This window comes from Glaciihabitans sp. UYNi722, assembly GCF_040549465.1.
Lineage (GTDB): Bacteria > Actinomycetota > Actinomycetes > Actinomycetales > Microbacteriaceae > Lacisediminihabitans.
This window is the reverse complement of sequence record NZ_JBEPTL010000010.1, coordinates 28,753-44,363: the sequence shown is the minus strand read 5'-3', so window position 1 is coordinate 44,363 and position 15,611 is coordinate 28,753. Positions and strand designations below refer to the sequence as shown.

Annotated in this window: 13 protein-coding genes; all 13 read left to right on the top strand. The window is 63.4% G+C overall.

Annotated elements, in window-relative coordinates; translation table 11 throughout:
* Positions 1-38: 38 nt before the first annotated feature.
* Positions 39-1,127, top strand: a complete 1,089-nt coding sequence (gene dxr, locus ABIB56_RS09230; protein WP_354568912.1) for a 1-deoxy-D-xylulose-5-phosphate reductoisomerase — start codon at positions 39-41, stop codon at positions 1,125-1,127.
* A gap of 85 nt (positions 1,128-1,212) precedes the next feature.
* Positions 1,213-2,592, top strand: a complete 1,380-nt coding sequence (locus tag ABIB56_RS09225) for a M50 family metallopeptidase (RefSeq protein WP_354568911.1) — start codon at positions 1,213-1,215, stop codon at positions 2,590-2,592.
* Between the two features lie 97 nt (positions 2,593-2,689).
* Entirely contained in the window at positions 2,690-3,838 is a 1,149-nt protein-coding gene (gene ispG, locus ABIB56_RS09220; protein ID WP_354568910.1) for a flavodoxin-dependent (E)-4-hydroxy-3-methylbut-2-enyl-diphosphate synthase, read from the top strand.
* A 101-nt stretch (positions 3,839-3,939) separates the two neighbouring features.
* The gene (locus ABIB56_RS09215; RefSeq protein ID WP_354568909.1) at positions 3,940-5,712 is read left to right on the top strand and encodes a proline--tRNA ligase; all 1,773 of its coding nucleotides are present in this window, start codon (positions 3,940-3,942) and stop codon (positions 5,710-5,712) included.
* A 200-nt stretch (positions 5,713-5,912) separates the two neighbouring features.
* Positions 5,913-6,851 (top strand): putative endonuclease domain-containing protein, encoded by a 939-nt coding sequence (locus ABIB56_RS09210; protein ID WP_354568908.1) that lies wholly within the window; start codon positions 5,913-5,915, stop codon positions 6,849-6,851.
* Between the two features lie 178 nt (positions 6,852-7,029).
* Entirely contained in the window at positions 7,030-8,028 is a 999-nt protein-coding gene (gene nusA, locus ABIB56_RS09205) for a transcription termination factor NusA (RefSeq protein WP_354568907.1), read from the top strand.
* A gap of 82 nt (positions 8,029-8,110) precedes the next feature.
* Positions 8,111-8,440 (top strand): YlxR family protein, encoded by a 330-nt coding sequence (locus ABIB56_RS09200; protein ID WP_354568906.1) that lies wholly within the window; start codon positions 8,111-8,113, stop codon positions 8,438-8,440.
* Positions 8,441-8,561: 121 nt separating this feature from the next.
* Positions 8,562-11,234, top strand: coding sequence for a translation initiation factor IF-2 (gene infB / locus ABIB56_RS09195; RefSeq protein ID WP_354568905.1), 2,673 nt, complete (start codon positions 8,562-8,564; stop codon positions 11,232-11,234).
* Positions 11,235-11,365: 131 nt separating this feature from the next.
* On the top strand, positions 11,366-11,806 hold the full coding sequence (rbfA, locus tag ABIB56_RS09190; RefSeq protein WP_354568904.1) for a 30S ribosome-binding factor RbfA: 441 nt from the start codon (positions 11,366-11,368) through the stop codon (positions 11,804-11,806).
* 298 nt (positions 11,807-12,104) lie between these two features.
* Positions 12,105-13,250 (top strand): hypothetical protein, encoded by a 1,146-nt coding sequence (locus tag ABIB56_RS09185; protein WP_354568903.1) that lies wholly within the window; start codon positions 12,105-12,107, stop codon positions 13,248-13,250.
* 170 nt (positions 13,251-13,420) lie between these two features.
* Positions 13,421-13,918, top strand: a complete 498-nt coding sequence (locus ABIB56_RS09180; protein ID WP_354568902.1) for a hypothetical protein — start codon at positions 13,421-13,423, stop codon at positions 13,916-13,918.
* A gap of 29 nt (positions 13,919-13,947) precedes the next feature.
* Positions 13,948-14,613: a hypothetical protein gene (locus ABIB56_RS09175; protein ID WP_354568901.1), complete on the top strand. Its 666-nt coding sequence runs from the start codon at positions 13,948-13,950 to the stop codon at positions 14,611-14,613.
* A gap of 631 nt (positions 14,614-15,244) precedes the next feature.
* A complete protein-coding gene (locus ABIB56_RS09170; protein ID WP_354568900.1) occupies positions 15,245-15,535 on the top strand; it encodes a helix-turn-helix transcriptional regulator in 291 nt (96 codons plus the stop codon).
* The last annotated feature ends 76 nt before the right edge of the window (positions 15,536-15,611 follow it).

Genomic DNA, 15,611 nt, shown 5'->3' with positions numbered 1-15,611 from the left:
CTCGAAATTTCGGCAGCGCGACCGGCTAGCGTTGCCTCATGCGTCGCGTCATCATCCTGGGATCAACCGGTTCGATCGGCGTGCAGGCCCTCGAGGTCATCGCCGCGAATCGTGACAGCTTCGAGATAGTCGGTCTCGCCGCGGGAAGCCAGCGCGAAGCGCTGGAGGCCCAGGCGCGGGAGTTCGGCGTCGAACACCTCGCCCTCGGCGAGATCGAGGCCGAGCAGCTCGTGCGCACCGTCGAAGCGGATGTCGTGCTCAACGGCATCACAGGCTCGGTCGGTCTCGGCCCGACCCTGGCCGCGCTCGAAACGGGTACGACTCTCGCTCTCGCCAACAAAGAGAGTCTCATCGTCGGGGGAGAACTCGTGCTCGCGCTCGCCGCACCAGGGCAGATCGTTCCGGTGGATTCCGAGCACTCCGCCATCGCGCAGGCCCTCCGTTCCGGTACCACAGCCGAGGTGAGGCGACTCGTGCTCACGGCGTCTGGTGGGCCGTTCCGTGGCCGATCGCGCCACTCGTTGCGGCACGTGACGCCGGCTGAGGCCCTCGCGCATCCGACCTGGGACATGGGGCTCGTGGTCACTACAAATTCCTCGACCCTGGTGAACAAGGGCCTCGAGGTGATCGAGGCGCACTACCTCTTCGACGTGGGCTACGACGACATCGACGTGACGGTGCATCCACAGTCCATCGTGCATTCGATGGTGGAGTTCGTCGACGGCTCCACCATCGCCCAGTGTTCGCCACCCGACATGCGCCTGCCGATCTCTCTGGGTCTGGACTGGCCCAACAGGGTCGCCGGAGTGGGTGTGTCTCTCGACTGGACCGCGGCCAGTTCGTGGACTTTCGAGCCCCTCGACAACGAGGCATTTCCCGCTGTAGAGCTGGCCAAACGGGTGGGGCGCGAAGGCCGCACCTTCCCCGCCGTCTTCAACGCGGCGAACGAGCAGGCTGTGCACGCCTTCCACGCGGGGACTATCGGGTATCTCGACATCCTCAACACGGTAGAGGCCGTGGTCGACGCACACGCGCCGGAGGAACCGGTGGCGACCCTCGAGGGGGTCCTCGACGCGGAGCGCTGGGCTCGCGCGGAGGCGGATCGGCTGTTGGCGATTTCCCGCTGAGCGCTCGGCTGAGAACTCGGCTGAGCGCTCGGCCAGTCGCCGGCCGCTCAGCCGGTTGAAAGCTTGGGGCGGTTACTCTGTGCAAGTGGAAACCGTCCTTCTCTATGTGCTCGGCGTCGTCATCGTCGCCGTCGGCATAGCCCTGTCGATAGCTCTCCACGAGATCGGCCACCTGGTGCCGGCCAAGCTCTTCAAAGTGCGGGTCGGCCAGTACATGATCGGTTTCGGGCCGACCATCTTCTCCCGTAAGAAGGGTGAGACCGAGTACGGCGTCAAGGCCATTCCGATGGGCGGTTACATCTCCATGGCCGGCATGTACCCGCCGCAGCGCAAGGGCGGAAAGCCGCGCGCCTCCGGCACCGACGCCTTCGTCGCGGAGGCCGAGTACGAAGACGCGGGCCGCACATCGAGTACCGGTTTCTTCCAGACCCTGGTTCAGGATGCCCGCACCGCCAGCGCGGAGACGATCCCGGAAGGCTCAGAGGACCGCGTCTTCTACAAGCTGCCGGTTGTCAAGCGCGTCATCATCATGCTCGGCGGACCGTTCATGAACCTGGTGATCGCCGTGGTGCTGTTCGCCGTGGTGATCTCCGGGTTCGGCACCCAACAGATCAGCACGACCATCAACACGGTGTCGGCCTGCGTACTGCCTGCCACCAGCGACCGCCAGAAGTGCGCGTCATCCGACCCGGAAGCGCCAGCCGCCGCGGCTGGTCTCAAGCCCGGCGACACGATCCAGTCCATCGACGGCACCCCCGCTACCAGCTACGCCCAGACCTCGAAGCTGATCCGCTCCTCCGGCGGCAAAGAACTCACGATCGCGGTGCTCCGCGACGGCAAGCCGCTGACCGTGAAGGCCACACCGACGCTGAGCGAGCAGAGCGTCGCAGATGCTCAGGGTCAGCCGGTCAAGGGTGCCGATGGCAAGCTGGTGACCAAGAAGGTCGGTATCCTCGGCTTCACCTGGGCGTACGAACTGCAGCAGCAGCCGCTGACCGCCGTGCTGCCCGCCGTCGGCAACAACATCGGCCAGGACTTCCACTTGATCCTCAACCTGCCGCAGCGACTGATCGACGTCGCCAAGGCGGCGTTCGGATCGGGCGCGCGCGATCCGAACGGACCCGTCGGTGTCGTCGGCGTCGGGCGACTTGCCGGCGAGGTGGCCGCCACAAATTCCGTCTCGCTGTCCCAGCGCCTGTCGACCCTCATCGGCATCGTCGCGTCGGTGAACGTCGCCCTGTTGGTCTTCAACCTCGTGCCGCTCATGCCGCTGGACGGCGGACACGTCGCCGCGGCTCTCTGGGAAGGCATCCGCAGGTTCTTCGCGAAGCTGTTCAAACGCAGGGATCCAGGCCCGGTGGACGCCGCGCGGATCATCCCGCTCACCTTCGCCGTGGTGATCATCCTCGGTGGGATGAGCCTGCTGCTGCTCTACGCGGACATCGTCAAGCCGATCACCCTCTGACCCGATCATCTTCTGACCAGTCGACTCTGTGTCGCCGTTCAGCCTGCGTACGACCGGCACTCAGCCGGAGTTCACACCGCACGCTTAGAATCGCAGGGTGCCAGCAATCAATCTGGGTATGCCCAAAGCCCCCGAAATACTCGCCCCACGACGCAAGACTCGACAGATCACGGTCGGCAAAGTCGGTGTCGGCAGCGAGTCTCAGGTGAGCGTGCAGTCGATGACTACGACGCAGACCACGAACATCAACGCGACCCTCCAGCAGATCGCGGAGCTAACCGCCACCGGATGTGACATCGTGCGCGTCGCGGTGCCGCACCAGGACGACGCCGATGTCCTCGCAATCATCGCGGCCAAGAGCCAGCTGCCGATCATCGCCGACATCCACTTTCAGCCGCGCTACGTGTTCGCGGCCATCGACGCCGGTGTCGGCGCGGTGCGCGTGAACCCCGGCAACATCCGCAAGTTCGATGACCAGGTTGGTGCCATCGCCAAGGCGGCGAAGGATGCCGGCGTCAGCATCCGTATCGGTGTCAATGCCGGTTCGCTAGAACCAAGCATCCTGCAGAAGTACGGCAAGGCGACCCCCGAGGCCCTCGTCGAAAGCGCCGTCTGGGAGGCCAGCCTCTTCGAGGAGCATGACTTCCACGACTTCAAGATCTCCGTGAAGCACAACGACCCGGTCACAATGGTCAAGGCCTACCGCCTGCTGGCCGAGCGTGGCGACTGGCCGCTGCACCTCGGTGTGACCGAGGCCGGTCCGGAGTTCCAGGGCACCATCAAGTCGGCGACGGCCTTCGGCATCCTGCTCTCCGAGGGCATCGGGGACACGATCCGGGTCTCGCTCTCCGCACCTCCGGTGCAGGAGGTGAAGGTCGGCCTGCAGATACTTCAGTCTCTCGGCCTGCGTGAGCGCAAGCTCGAGATCGTCTCCTGCCCGAGTTGCGGGCGCGCCCAGGTGGATGTCTACCAACTCGCCAACGACGTCACAGCCGGCCTCGAGAAGATGACGGTGCCGCTGCGGGTCGCAGTCATGGGTTGCGTCGTGAACGGACCGGGGGAGGCCCGTGAGGCCGATCTCGGCGTGGCGAGCGGTAATGGCCGTGGTCAGATCTTCGTCAAGGGTGAGGTCATCAAGACGGTGCCGGAGTCGGAGATCGTCGCCACCCTCATCGAAGAGGCGAACCGTATCGCTGCCGAGATGCCGCCTGGAGCGGTCGGTTCTCCCGAGGTCGTCACGCGGTAGCCAGTCGGTGGCGGTTGGACCCTGCTCGGGTCAGGGTCCAACCGCCTGTTTTGATTCGGTGCCGGCGGGGAGAGGGTTTGCCCTCCGGCTAAAGTTGCATGGTGTCCACACGTCTTTCACAGCTTTTCGTCCGCACCCTCCGCGAAGACCCCTCCGATGCGGAGGTGGCAAGTCATCGGCTTCTCGTGCGTGCTGGCTACATCCGTCGGCAGGCTCCCGGTGTTTTCGCCTGGCTGCCGCTCGGCCTGAAGGTACGTCGCAAGATCGAGGCGATCATCCGCGACGAGATGGCCGATGCCGGGGCGCAGGAGGTGCACTTTCCCGCGATGCTGCCCCGCGAGCCCTATGAGACGACCGGCCGTTGGACCAGGTACGGTGACGGCATCTTTCGGCTGAAGGATCGCAAGGGCGCCGATTACCTGCTCGCCCCCACGCACGAAGAGGTTTTCACCCTCCTGGTGAAGGATCTCTACTCGAGCTACAAAGACCTGCCGCTGTCGATCTACCAGATCCAGGACAAGTACCGCGATGAGGCTCGACCGCGGGCTGGGCTCCTGCGCGGTCGTGAATTCACGATGAAAGACGCCTACTCCTTCGACTACACCGACGCAGGGCTGGATGCCTCGTACCAGAAGCAGCGCGACGCCTACGAGCGCATCTTCACCCGTCTGGGTCTCGACTATGTGATCGTCGCGGCGGACAGCGGTCTAATGGGTGGGGCGCGCAGCGAAGAATTCCTGCACCCGACCCCGGTCGGGGAAGACACCTTCGTCCGGAGCGCGGGCGGATACGCCGCCAATGTCGAGGCCTTTCGCACCGCCGCGCCGGAGCCCCGCTCCTGGGAGAAGCTCACGGCCGCCGAGGTGCTCGACACCCCGAACACCCCAACCATCCAGACGCTGGTCGACCTGGCGAACGAGAAGCATCCGCGCCCGGACGGTCGCGCCTGGACCGCCGCAGACACGCTCAAGAACATCGTCCTCGCGGTCACGGCGGTGGACGGTGCACGCGAACTCGTGATCGTCGGGCTTCCTGGCGATCGTGGCGTCGACCTGAAGCGTGCGGAGGTCGCCTTCGCCCCTAACGAGGTCGAGGCAGCGAACGACGCGGACTTCCTGAAGCATCCAGGCCTCGTCAAGGGATACATCGGGCCGTGGTCTGCCGCGGGTGCGGTTCTCGGCGAAGAGTCGAGCACGGGCATCCGGTACCTGCTCGATCCCCGCGTATCGGAGGGGTCCGGATGGATCACCGGTGCGAACGAGCATGGCAAGCACGTCTTCGGCCTCGTTGCCGGTCGCGACTTCCCGTCGGATGGCACGGTCGAGGTGGCCGAAGTGCTGGCTGGCGACCCAGCGCCCGACGGCTCAGGACCGGTCGAGCTGGCACGCGGCATGGAGATCGGGCACGTCTTCCAGCTCGGACGGTTCTTCGCCGACCAGCTCGGGCTGAAGGTGCTCGACGAGAACGGCAAGCTGGTGACCGTGACGATGGGTTCCTACGGCATCGGTGTCACGCGGGTGCTCGGGGTCATCGCCGAAGCGAACAACGACGCCCGCGGGTTGATCTGGCCGAGGAATGTGAGTCCCTTCGACGTGCACGTGATCGCCGCAACCAAGGAGGCCGAGGTGCACGCTGCTGCCGAAGCTCTGGTGACCGAACTGGAAGCTGCAGGCAACGACGTGCTGTTCGACGATCGGCCGAAGGTTTCCCCCGGCGTCAAGTTCGGCGATGCCGAGCTCATCGGGGTTCCCGTGATCGTGATCGTCGGCAAGGGAGTGGTAGACGGCAATGTCGAGCTCTGGGATCGTCGCAGCAACGAGCGCACGCCCGTGGCGATCGGCGAAATCACCCAGGCGATCGCTGCACTGGCCTAACTGTTCACGCGGATGCAGGCGATCGCGCATCGATCATGCAGCTATCACGTGAGTCGTCGAAAATGGCTCCTCCTGTGGCCGAATAGCGCCATTTTCGACGACTGACGGGCTGAGATTCGGGGCTGGCCAGACCGAAACTCGACGGCTGGCGGCTGTGGAGAACCCCAGCGGGCTGGCGCGCATTCACGCACAGTCGTGTGATGCCCAAACGAGTAGAGATACCTGCCGCTCTTCGCGGAACAGCTTTCCGCACCAGTGACCGAGCGGAGCATGGCCTGGGGCGCGGGCGGCTTCGTAATGCGGATGTCCAGCACCCTTTCCACTCGATGAGCGCGATTGACCTCGACCTGCTGACCATCACCGGCATGTGCCGCGCGTACGAGCCGCTCCTGAGCGCAGGGCACTACTTCAGCCACAGCACTGCGGCCGCGTTGTACGGAATGCCGATGCCGGATCGGATGCCCCTGCTGCCGCTTCACCTTTCGACGCGTGGATCCGGAACTCCGCCGCGTCGCGCGGGAGTAAGCGGGCATGCGCTCACTGCCGACGACGTCAGTGTCGACATGGTGAACGGCCTTCCGGTAGTGTCGGCGGCGGATACCTGGTGCCATCTGGCGTCTCAGTTGAGTCGAGAAGATCTCGTCGCGGTCGGCGACTTCCTGATCACGGGTCCACGTCTGCCTGGCGGCTCGAGAGGGCCGGCACCGTGCTCGGTGCAGCAACTCGAGCAGGCGGTCATCCGTCATCGCGGTCGTCGCGGAGCAAAAGTGCTGGCCTGGGCAGTGCCGCGGTTGCGGAGTGGTGTCGACTCGCGTCCCGAGTCGCTGCTTCGCCTGCTGCTGGCGGGATCCGGACTCCCGGAACCTCTGGTCAACGACCCAGTGTTGGTCGACGGTGGGGGCATCACTCTGCACCCGGATCTGCATCTCGAGCGCTGGCATGTGGTGCTCGAGTATGAGGGCGACGGGCACAGGACGAGCAAGCGCCAATTCCGCAGGGACATCCTGCGCCGGGAACTGTTCGAGGCCGCGTCGTATCGCGTGATCCGTGTCACTGCTGCGGATCTGTTCGAGTATCCCGATGCATTTCTCGAACGAGTGCACACCATTCTGAAGGATCGCGAACGACAGGGCTGGTGACCGCGAGTCGTCGAAATTGGCGCGTGTCGCGCTGCGGATGCGCCAGATTTCACGATTCGCGAGCCGGGCGGGGGAGCAAGGAGCAGGTCGGCGGACTTCTGCGGCCTGCTAACTTAGAGGGATACTTCGGGCGCGCGTCTTCGTGCACGACGGACTAGTTGAATAGTGGAGGCACTCGGTGGAGATTGATCTGAGCGTGCTGCGGCTCATGGAGCGCGAACGTGAAATTCCCTTCGAAGAACTGGTCGTGATCATCGAGCAGGCGATCCTGACCGCGTACCTCAAGCACACGTCCACGCCGGAGAGCAAGGACGGCAACGAGGTTGCTCGGGTCGAACTCGATCGCAAGAGCGGTCGGGTGCACATCTACGTGCCAGAACTCAACGACGATGGCGAGGTGATCGGCGAGGCGGAAGACATCCCCGACGACTTCGGCCGCATTGGAGCTTTCGCCGCGAAACAGGTCATCAACCAGCGCCTGCGCGACATCGGTGATGACAAGGTACTCGGCGAGTTCAAGGGTCGCGAGGGCGACATCGTCGCCGGCGTCATCCAACAGGGACCCAACCCGCGGATGATTCACGTCGATCTTGGCACCATCGAAGCGATCCTGCCTCCGGAAGAGCAGGTGCCGGGCGAGGACTATGCGCACGGGTCGCGCATCCGCGTCTACGTGACGAGCGTGAGCAAGGGGCTCAAGGGTCCGCAGATCACTGTGTCACGCACGCATCCATCCCTCGTTCGCAAGCTCTTCGCCCTCGAGGTGCCGGAGATCGCGAGCGGTGTCGTCGAGATCGTGTCGCTGGCTCGTGAGGCCGGACACCGAACCAAGATCGCGGTCAAAGCCAACGAGCCGGGTGTGAACGCCAAGGGTGCCTGCATCGGTGAACTAGGCCAGCGTGTGCGTTCTGTGACAGCTGAACTCAACAACGAGAAGATCGACATCGTCGACTACAACGAAGACCTGGCAACTTTCGTAGCCAACGCCCTCTCGCCGGCCAAGGTCACCTCGTCGTACGTGATCGACGCGGCGACGAAGGCGGTCCGTGCCCTCGTGCCCGACTACCAACTCTCCCTCGCCATCGGCAAGGAGGGCCAGAACGCCCGGCTCGCTGCGAAGCTGACGGGCGCGCGAATCGACATCCAGCCGGATTCGATACTGGAGTCTGACGACTGAGTTGGCGGCTGGTTGTCGATTCGCGCGCCGGATCGACGACGCGTCAGCGTTGGCGGTTCGGTTGCTGCGTGCTACGTGCTGCATGCTGCCGCTCGGGAATGTCACCGCGCCACGGGGCGTTGAGCAAGGGGATAAGATGGAACCCGTAAGAACCTGTCTCGGCTGCCGACGCCGCGCTGATCGATCCTCTCTTCTGAGGGTTGTTGCGCGAAACGGCGAAGTGGTAGCGGATCACTCCGCAACTCTTCCAGGCCGAGGCGGTTGGGTGCATCCCACCCTCGAATGCGTCGAAAACTCGATCAAACGCAGGGCTTTTGGCCGTGCGCTTCGGGTCGACGGCGTGCTCGATGCGGAACAACTCAGACAATCGAAAACACCACCACCAGTCGGCACCTCCAACCAGGTGTCCTGAAGAACAGGCTGAACGGCATAGTGACCAACTAATGAGTGACAACTAATGAGCGGCTCGAAATGAGTCCCGTCCGTAACTAACGGCCTTCTCCTCATCGGGAGTTGGCCCGAGAAGGAGAACAGTGGCAAAACCACGCGTGCACGAGATCGCCGCAGAACTCGGCATAGACAGTAAGAAGGCCCTTGAGAAGCTCAAGGAAATGGGCGAATTCGTCAAGGGACCTTCCTCAAGCATCGAACCACCGGTAGCGCGCAAGCTCCGGGCCGCGCTCGAAGCCGACGGGATCAAAGCGCCTGAAAAGGCCGCTGCTCCCGCTGCTCCGCCGCGCCCGGCGCCGATCGCTGAAGCCCCGGCCGCACCAGCGCCCGCCGCGCCGGAAGCGCCGGTTGCCGCAGCACCTGAGGTGCCAGCTCCGGCCGCGCCAGCAGCACCAGCCGCGGCACCGAGCGAAGGCTCGGGTATCCCGCGTCCAGGAGCCGCACGTCCGGGTAATAACCCGTTCGCGAGCACCCAGGGGATGCAGCGTCCAGGAGCTCCGCGCCCCGGCAACAACCCCTACGCGAGCACCCAGGGTATGAACACCCGCCCGGCTGCTTCGCCGACCGGCATCCCACGCCCGTCTGCGCCTCGTCCTGGCGCGCCGCGCCCCGGCGGGCCAGGCCAGGGCCAGCAGCGTCCGGGCGGCTTCGGCCAGCGCCCTGCCGGTGCCGGCGGTGGATTCCGTCCAGGCGGCCCCGGTCGTCCGGCCGGTGCCGGTGGCGGTTTCCGTCCCGGTGGCGCTCCAGCGGGAGTTCCGGGATCCAACTTCGGCCCGAACCGTCCAGCGGGCGGTGGCGGCCGTGGTCGTGGACCCGGCGGCGGCACCGCCGGCGCCTTCGGTCGCGGTGGCGGTAAGAGCAAGGCTCGCAAGTCCAAGAGGACGAAGAGGGCAGAATTCGAACTGCGCGAAGCACCGTCGCTCGGTGGCGTCAGCGTCCCTCGCGGTGACGGCAAGTCGATCATTCGTCTGCGTCGCGGCGCATCCATCACGGACTTCGCCGACAAGATCGACACCAGCCCCGGAAACCTCGTGACCGTTCTGTTCCACCTGGGGCAGATGGCCACGGCGACCGAGTCGCTGGACGAGGCGACCTTCGACATCCTGGGCGACGAGCTCGGATTCAAGATCGAGATGGTCTCCCCTGAGGACGAGGACCGCGAGCTGCTCGCCGGCTTCGACCTCGACCTCGACCAGGAGCTCGAAGACGAAACCGACGAAGACCTGGTCGCCAGGCCCCCCGTCGTCACCGTCATGGGCCACGTCGACCACGGTAAGACGCGCCTGCTCGATGCGATCCGCAACGCCAACGTCGTCGCCGGTGAAGCGGGTGGAATCACCCAGCACATCGGTGCCTACCAGGTCGTCACAGAGCACGAGGGCCAGGAACGCGCCATCACCTTCATCGACACACCAGGTCACGAGGCGTTCACTGCCATGCGTGCCCGTGGTGCGCAGGTCACCGACATCGCGATTCTTGTGGTCGCGGCGGATGACGGCATCATGCCCCAGACGATCGAGGCGTTGAACCACGCCCAGGCGGCGAACGTGCCGATCGTGGTCGCGATCAACAAGATCGACAAGGAGGGGGCCAACCCCGCCAAGGTGCGCCAGCAGCTCACCGAGTTCGGTCTGGTCGCCGAAGAATACGGTGGAGACACCATGTTCATTGATGTGTCGGCGCTCAACAAGGTCGGCATCCCCGAGCTTCTCGACGCGGTGCTGCTCACAGCGGATGCCGGACTCGATATGCGCGCGAACCCCAACAAGGACGCACGCGGTGTCGCCATCGAGGCGAAGCTCGACAAGGGACGCGGCGCCGTTGCGACAGTGCTCATCCAGTCGGGAACCCTCGAGGTCGGAGATGCGATCGTCGCCGGAACGGCTTACGGCCGTGTCCGCGCGATGTTCGACGAGAACGGCGGTTCGGTGGCGCTCGCGACACCCGCTCGCCCGGTCTCGGTGCTCGGACTGACCTCCGTTCCCCGCGCCGGTGACACCTTCCTGGTCACCGACGACGACCGCACGGCACGCCAGATCGCCGAGAAGCGCGAAGCAGCCGAGCGTAACGCCCTGCTGGCTCGCAGTCGCAAGCGCATCAGTCTCGAGGACTTCACCAAGGCCCTCGAAGACGGCAAGGTCGAATCGCTCAACCTCATCATCAAGGGTGACGTTTCCGGTGCCGTCGAGGCGCTGGAGGAGTCGCTGCTCAAAATCGAGGTGGACGACAGCGTGCAGTTGCGCATCATCCACCGCGGTGTGGGTGCGATCACCGAGAGCGACGTCAACCTCGCAACCATCGACAACGCGATCATCATCGGATTCAACGTGCGTCCCGACACGAAGGCTCGCGAGCGCTCCGCTCGCGAGGGTGTCGACGTTCGCTTCTATTCGGTGATTTACGCGGCGCTCGAGGATGTTGAAAACTCCCTCAAGGGAATGCTCAAGCCCGAGTTCGAAGAGGTGCAGTCCGGTGTCGCCGAAGTGCGCGAGATCTTCCGTTCCTCCAAGGTCGGAAACATCGCGGGTGTTATCGTTCGCTCCGGAATCATCACCAGGAATGCTAAGGCGCGGGTCATCCGCGACGGTGTCGTGGTCGGGGACAACCTGGCGATCGAATCGCTGCGCCGATTCAAGGATGACGTCACCGAGGTCCGCACGGACTTCGAGGCCGGTATCGGACTCGGCAAGTTCAACGACATCCAGATCGGTGATGAGATCGAGACGATCGAACTCAAGGAGAAGCCGCGGGTCTAACCCTCGGGACGTCGACGGATGTCGGTGCCCGGCGCGGAAGCGGAGCTACGCAGGCTCTGCAAGCTTCCTTAGCCGGACACCGACATCCGACGACTCGGTTAGTACCACACGGTGAGAAGGGCTGAATAAACATGGCTGATCCGGCACGCGCCGCCAAGATGGCGGACCGCATCAAAGTGATTGTGGCCAAGACTCTCGAGCGCGGGCTTAAAGACCCGCGCCTGGGATTCGTGACGATCACTGACGTCAAGGTGACAGGCGACCTGCAGCACGCCTCGATCTTCTACACCGTGTACGGCAGCGACGAGGAGCGCCTGGATTCCGCGGTAGCCCTCAAGTCGGCGACCGGCATGCTCCGTAGTGAGGTCGGCAAGAACATCACGGCGCGCCTCACACCGTCGCTCGAATTCATCGCGGATGCCATCCCCGAGAACGCGAAACACATCGAGGCTCTGCTCGCCGAAGCGCACACCCGCGACGCCGAGACCGACAGCCTCAAGAAGTCGGCGCAGTACGCCGGTGACGAGGACCCCTACGTCAAGCCGCGCATCATCGACGACGACGACGACTAATTAACTCCGCTATTTGAGCAGCCGCGACAGCACTCTGTCGGCCAGCGGCTTGCCGCCGGTCTGGCAGGTCGGGCAGTACTGCAGCGTTGATAGAATGTGCACTTCTTGCGCCCTATGGTGCATTGGGTGCCCGGATGTGATCTAATCAAATTTCAACAACAAAACGGCAATTGCCAGTGGCAACCGCACCTCTGTTGAGGATGAGTTGTAGAGCGTTCTAGTTCTCCTCGTTCAAGTCAGGAATCTCTAGCGTCGACCCGCGGTCACGCATTCCATTCACTGACCGTAAGGAGTTGCTGTGAACATCTTGTTCCGCGACATTACTGGAGCCGACCGTGGCTTCAACGTGGGCGCTGACGTGCTCACTCAGACGGCTGATGGCGTGAACTTGAACACTCTGTGGAGTGAATTCAACGACGCGCTGTCGCTCTCGAACGACGCACGAAATCTCATCGCTAGTCTTTTCACTTACGACACCACCGCACCGTCCGACACTCTCGCACTGGACGGCACCGGCTGGGAGTTCGAGAAGGCATCCGAATTTGGCCAGCCGCTCGCAGGCCGAGCGACGCCGGAAGGTTACCTCGTCGGCTTCCCGCTCGAATGGTGGGATTCTTCGACGCGTTTCACTCGCAAGTTCCTTCGCGATGCCACTGCCGAGCAGGTGGCCGCTCAGCACATCTCCGCAATCGCAGCCGACAATCGGTTGCTCTTTCGCATGACCCTTTCGGCGTTGACCGCGCCATCGACTGCTGGTCTTCGCGAGGTGAACGAAAACGGCGTGCAGATCTACTCGCTGTACTCTGGCCAGCCTGACGACAATCCGCCGACATTCGCGGGGCGCAGCGTCGGTGCCAACCACAGCCACTATCTCGTATCGGGTGCTGCGACCGTTGACGGTGGAGACCTTCGCGACTTGATCGAGACCATCCAGCATCACGGCCACGGTCTCCCGGCTCAGAACGAGCGAATCGTCATCATGGTCAACTCCGCGCAGGGCGAGACGATCCGGGGTTTGCGCCGCGATCCGCTGAACCCGCTGATCAACCCCTTCGACTTCATCCCGTCTGTGACTGCGCCCGCGTACCTCACAGATAAGTTGATCGTCGGGGATCGTGCACCGGCGTCGTTCAACGGCCTGCCGATCATCGGAAGCTACGGCGACGCCTGGATCTTCGAAAGCCCGTATGTGCCGAGCGGATACCTTCTGGCTGTCGGCACGGCTGGGGCCAACAGCCCGCGCAACCCGCTCGCGTTCCGGCAGCACCCGCGCCCGGAGAGCCAGGGATTGCGACTGATCCCCGGCGTCCAGGCGAGTGCGAACTACCCGCTGATCGGCAGCATCTACGAGCGTGGACTTGGTGTTGGTGTTCGCAATCGCGGGGCGGCTGCCGTGATGCAGATCAAGGCCTCGGGCGGGTTCGTCAATCCGATCTGGCCGTAACAAGCTGTGCCCTTCTCCGGTCTTGAATCGGTCGATTCTCATGAGTTGGGCACTCACATCGAGCGCCGGTTTTCTTCCCCTTTCCCGGCGTTCACACCGGGGCGTCGTCGCCTGCGGCCCTCGCGGCGGCGCCCCTTTCAAGCTCTGAGGGCCAGACAGAAGGCCGCAGCATGACATTTCACGAAACCAGGACCCCAGAAGAACTCGCCCGGCTCAGCGTCGAACATCACGCCCGACTCGATGCGCAAGCCAGTCCCTTGGCCGACCAGTTCGACGCTGAGTGGGCTGAGGTAGTCAGGGCGCGGCTAGTCGCTCCCCGTGAGAACAAATTTCTCCGAGACATCGATGAGATTCGTGAAGTGCTTCGCATTGGCTATGCGTCTCGTGACCGCAACGTCGAGGCAACGACTGGGCCTATCCCCGTTATTCGACTTCGCCCTTTCTTTCATACGGATGGATCAGTCGAGTACGAACGCGCTGGCAGTGACCCAATCAGCAACGACGCGCCGATTCGCTATTGCCATGCTTGCGACGAAAAGACGCCCAATTCATTGCCGTTCTGGATCGCCTACGGGGCATGCGTGATCCAGCTCGACTTTTGCGACAAGTGCGCCGAGTATTACTTGGAGCTCGGAGCAAAAGCTCAGCTCGGTCTTCCGGAGGACTGATCGTGTCCGCGAAACGTCAATGCGCCGGTGTGATCGTCAACCCGAAGTCGCCAAGTCTCGGCGAACCCTGTAGTCGGTGGGCGGTCAACGGATCGGATATGTGCGCTGTGCATGGAGGCTCCGACAAGCTGGGGTTGCTGAGTCCGCAAGACCTCAAGAATCGGTGCGTTGCTCATTCGACGCGATCCGGCGACCGCTGTAAGAAACCGGCTATCAACGGCGGCACCGTTTGCACCACTCATGGTGGGTCTGCGGGTCACGTCAAGAAAAAAGCCCGCGAGCTGATGGACCGCATGGTTGAGCCGGGACTGCATCAACTCCGAGAAATCATGCTCAAGCCGGGAACCTCCGACAGCGACCGACTGCGGGCCGTGCAGATGATGCTTGATCGTTCCGGCTTCGGCCCCGGCGTGTATGTCGAGCACGAGGTTCGACCGTGGGAGGCGATGATGCCAACCCTCTTCAAGCAGACCAATGTCGTCGTGATCCGCGACCTTCCAGACGATATGCGCGCAGCGATGGAATCCGCGCCCGATTACACCGTTTCGATGGAAGACATCGAAGACGCAGAGGTCGTGGAAGACGACCGAGACCGGCTCGAACGTCTTGGCATTCCTCGGATCGTCCCGCCCTTTGGCCCTAACGACAAGGCAACCATTCGCGGATCGTCACACCCGCCGAAACGCGACCGATAGGAGTCCCATGAAAGACAAGCTGCCCAAGTCAGAGTTCTCACCAGATCCGTTGCCATACGAAGCACCGGAGCCGCTCGCGCCGCCGAGCGTGACTAGGCGATCGGTTACGACGGATCAGTATTTCCCGCCGACCGAAGAGCGCAGAATCTCATGAGTGACGACCACGACCTCACCACTTGGCGGATACGCACGATCAGTAGCGGCAACGTCAACCACGTCGCCACTTCGCCAGGCTGTCCGAACTCGCCGCACGCGATGCGTGACTGCCTGTGCCGGACGTTCAGCCAACGCCGCCGAGCTGATGCGTATATCCGCGATCAATCCAACAAAGACAACGACTGACCCTCAGTAGGTGTCCTGAGCGACACTGAGGCTCGCGCGTTGCGAGGTCGAATCGAATATCGACCGGCGACGCAAGCGCCTTAGATGTCAATGCTTGTAGAGGTTTGCAATCGTGCGATAGCGGCGATTATTATTGAATTATTCGAGGCCCGCTTGGTTCTGCATCCCGCTCGAATAGCACCGCTCAAAAGGTGTGGACCCTAGCCGACTGATCGCGTTCAAGCGCTCGCACCAGCCGTAGACAAACTGGCACTCAGCCAAATGTCTACGCGAGCGCGGATTGATCATCATGGGCCTTCCACGTCGGCGGCAACAGCTCGCCAGGGAGATGCATTACCGCGACCTCTCGTATCAAGATGTTGCAAACGCACTCGGCATCACCACGAATCGAGTTGCCAACCTCTGCAAAGGCGGCACCTATCCGTCGCCGGACGAGTGCTGGGCGTTGCAGCGACTGTTCGGCACGTTGCCCTACCAAGTTCTCTTCGACGAAGAGCTACTTGAGTACTTCGACAACTGGCCGCCGCCGCGCGGTATGGCGATGTACTTCGCTCGCCACCCCAAAGAGTCGAGCGAGTGATGTCTGCCGCGAACCAGTCCGCTGCCGAACTCGCATTCGATCGGACTGTCGTTGACCGAGTGATCGCCTTCCTCGA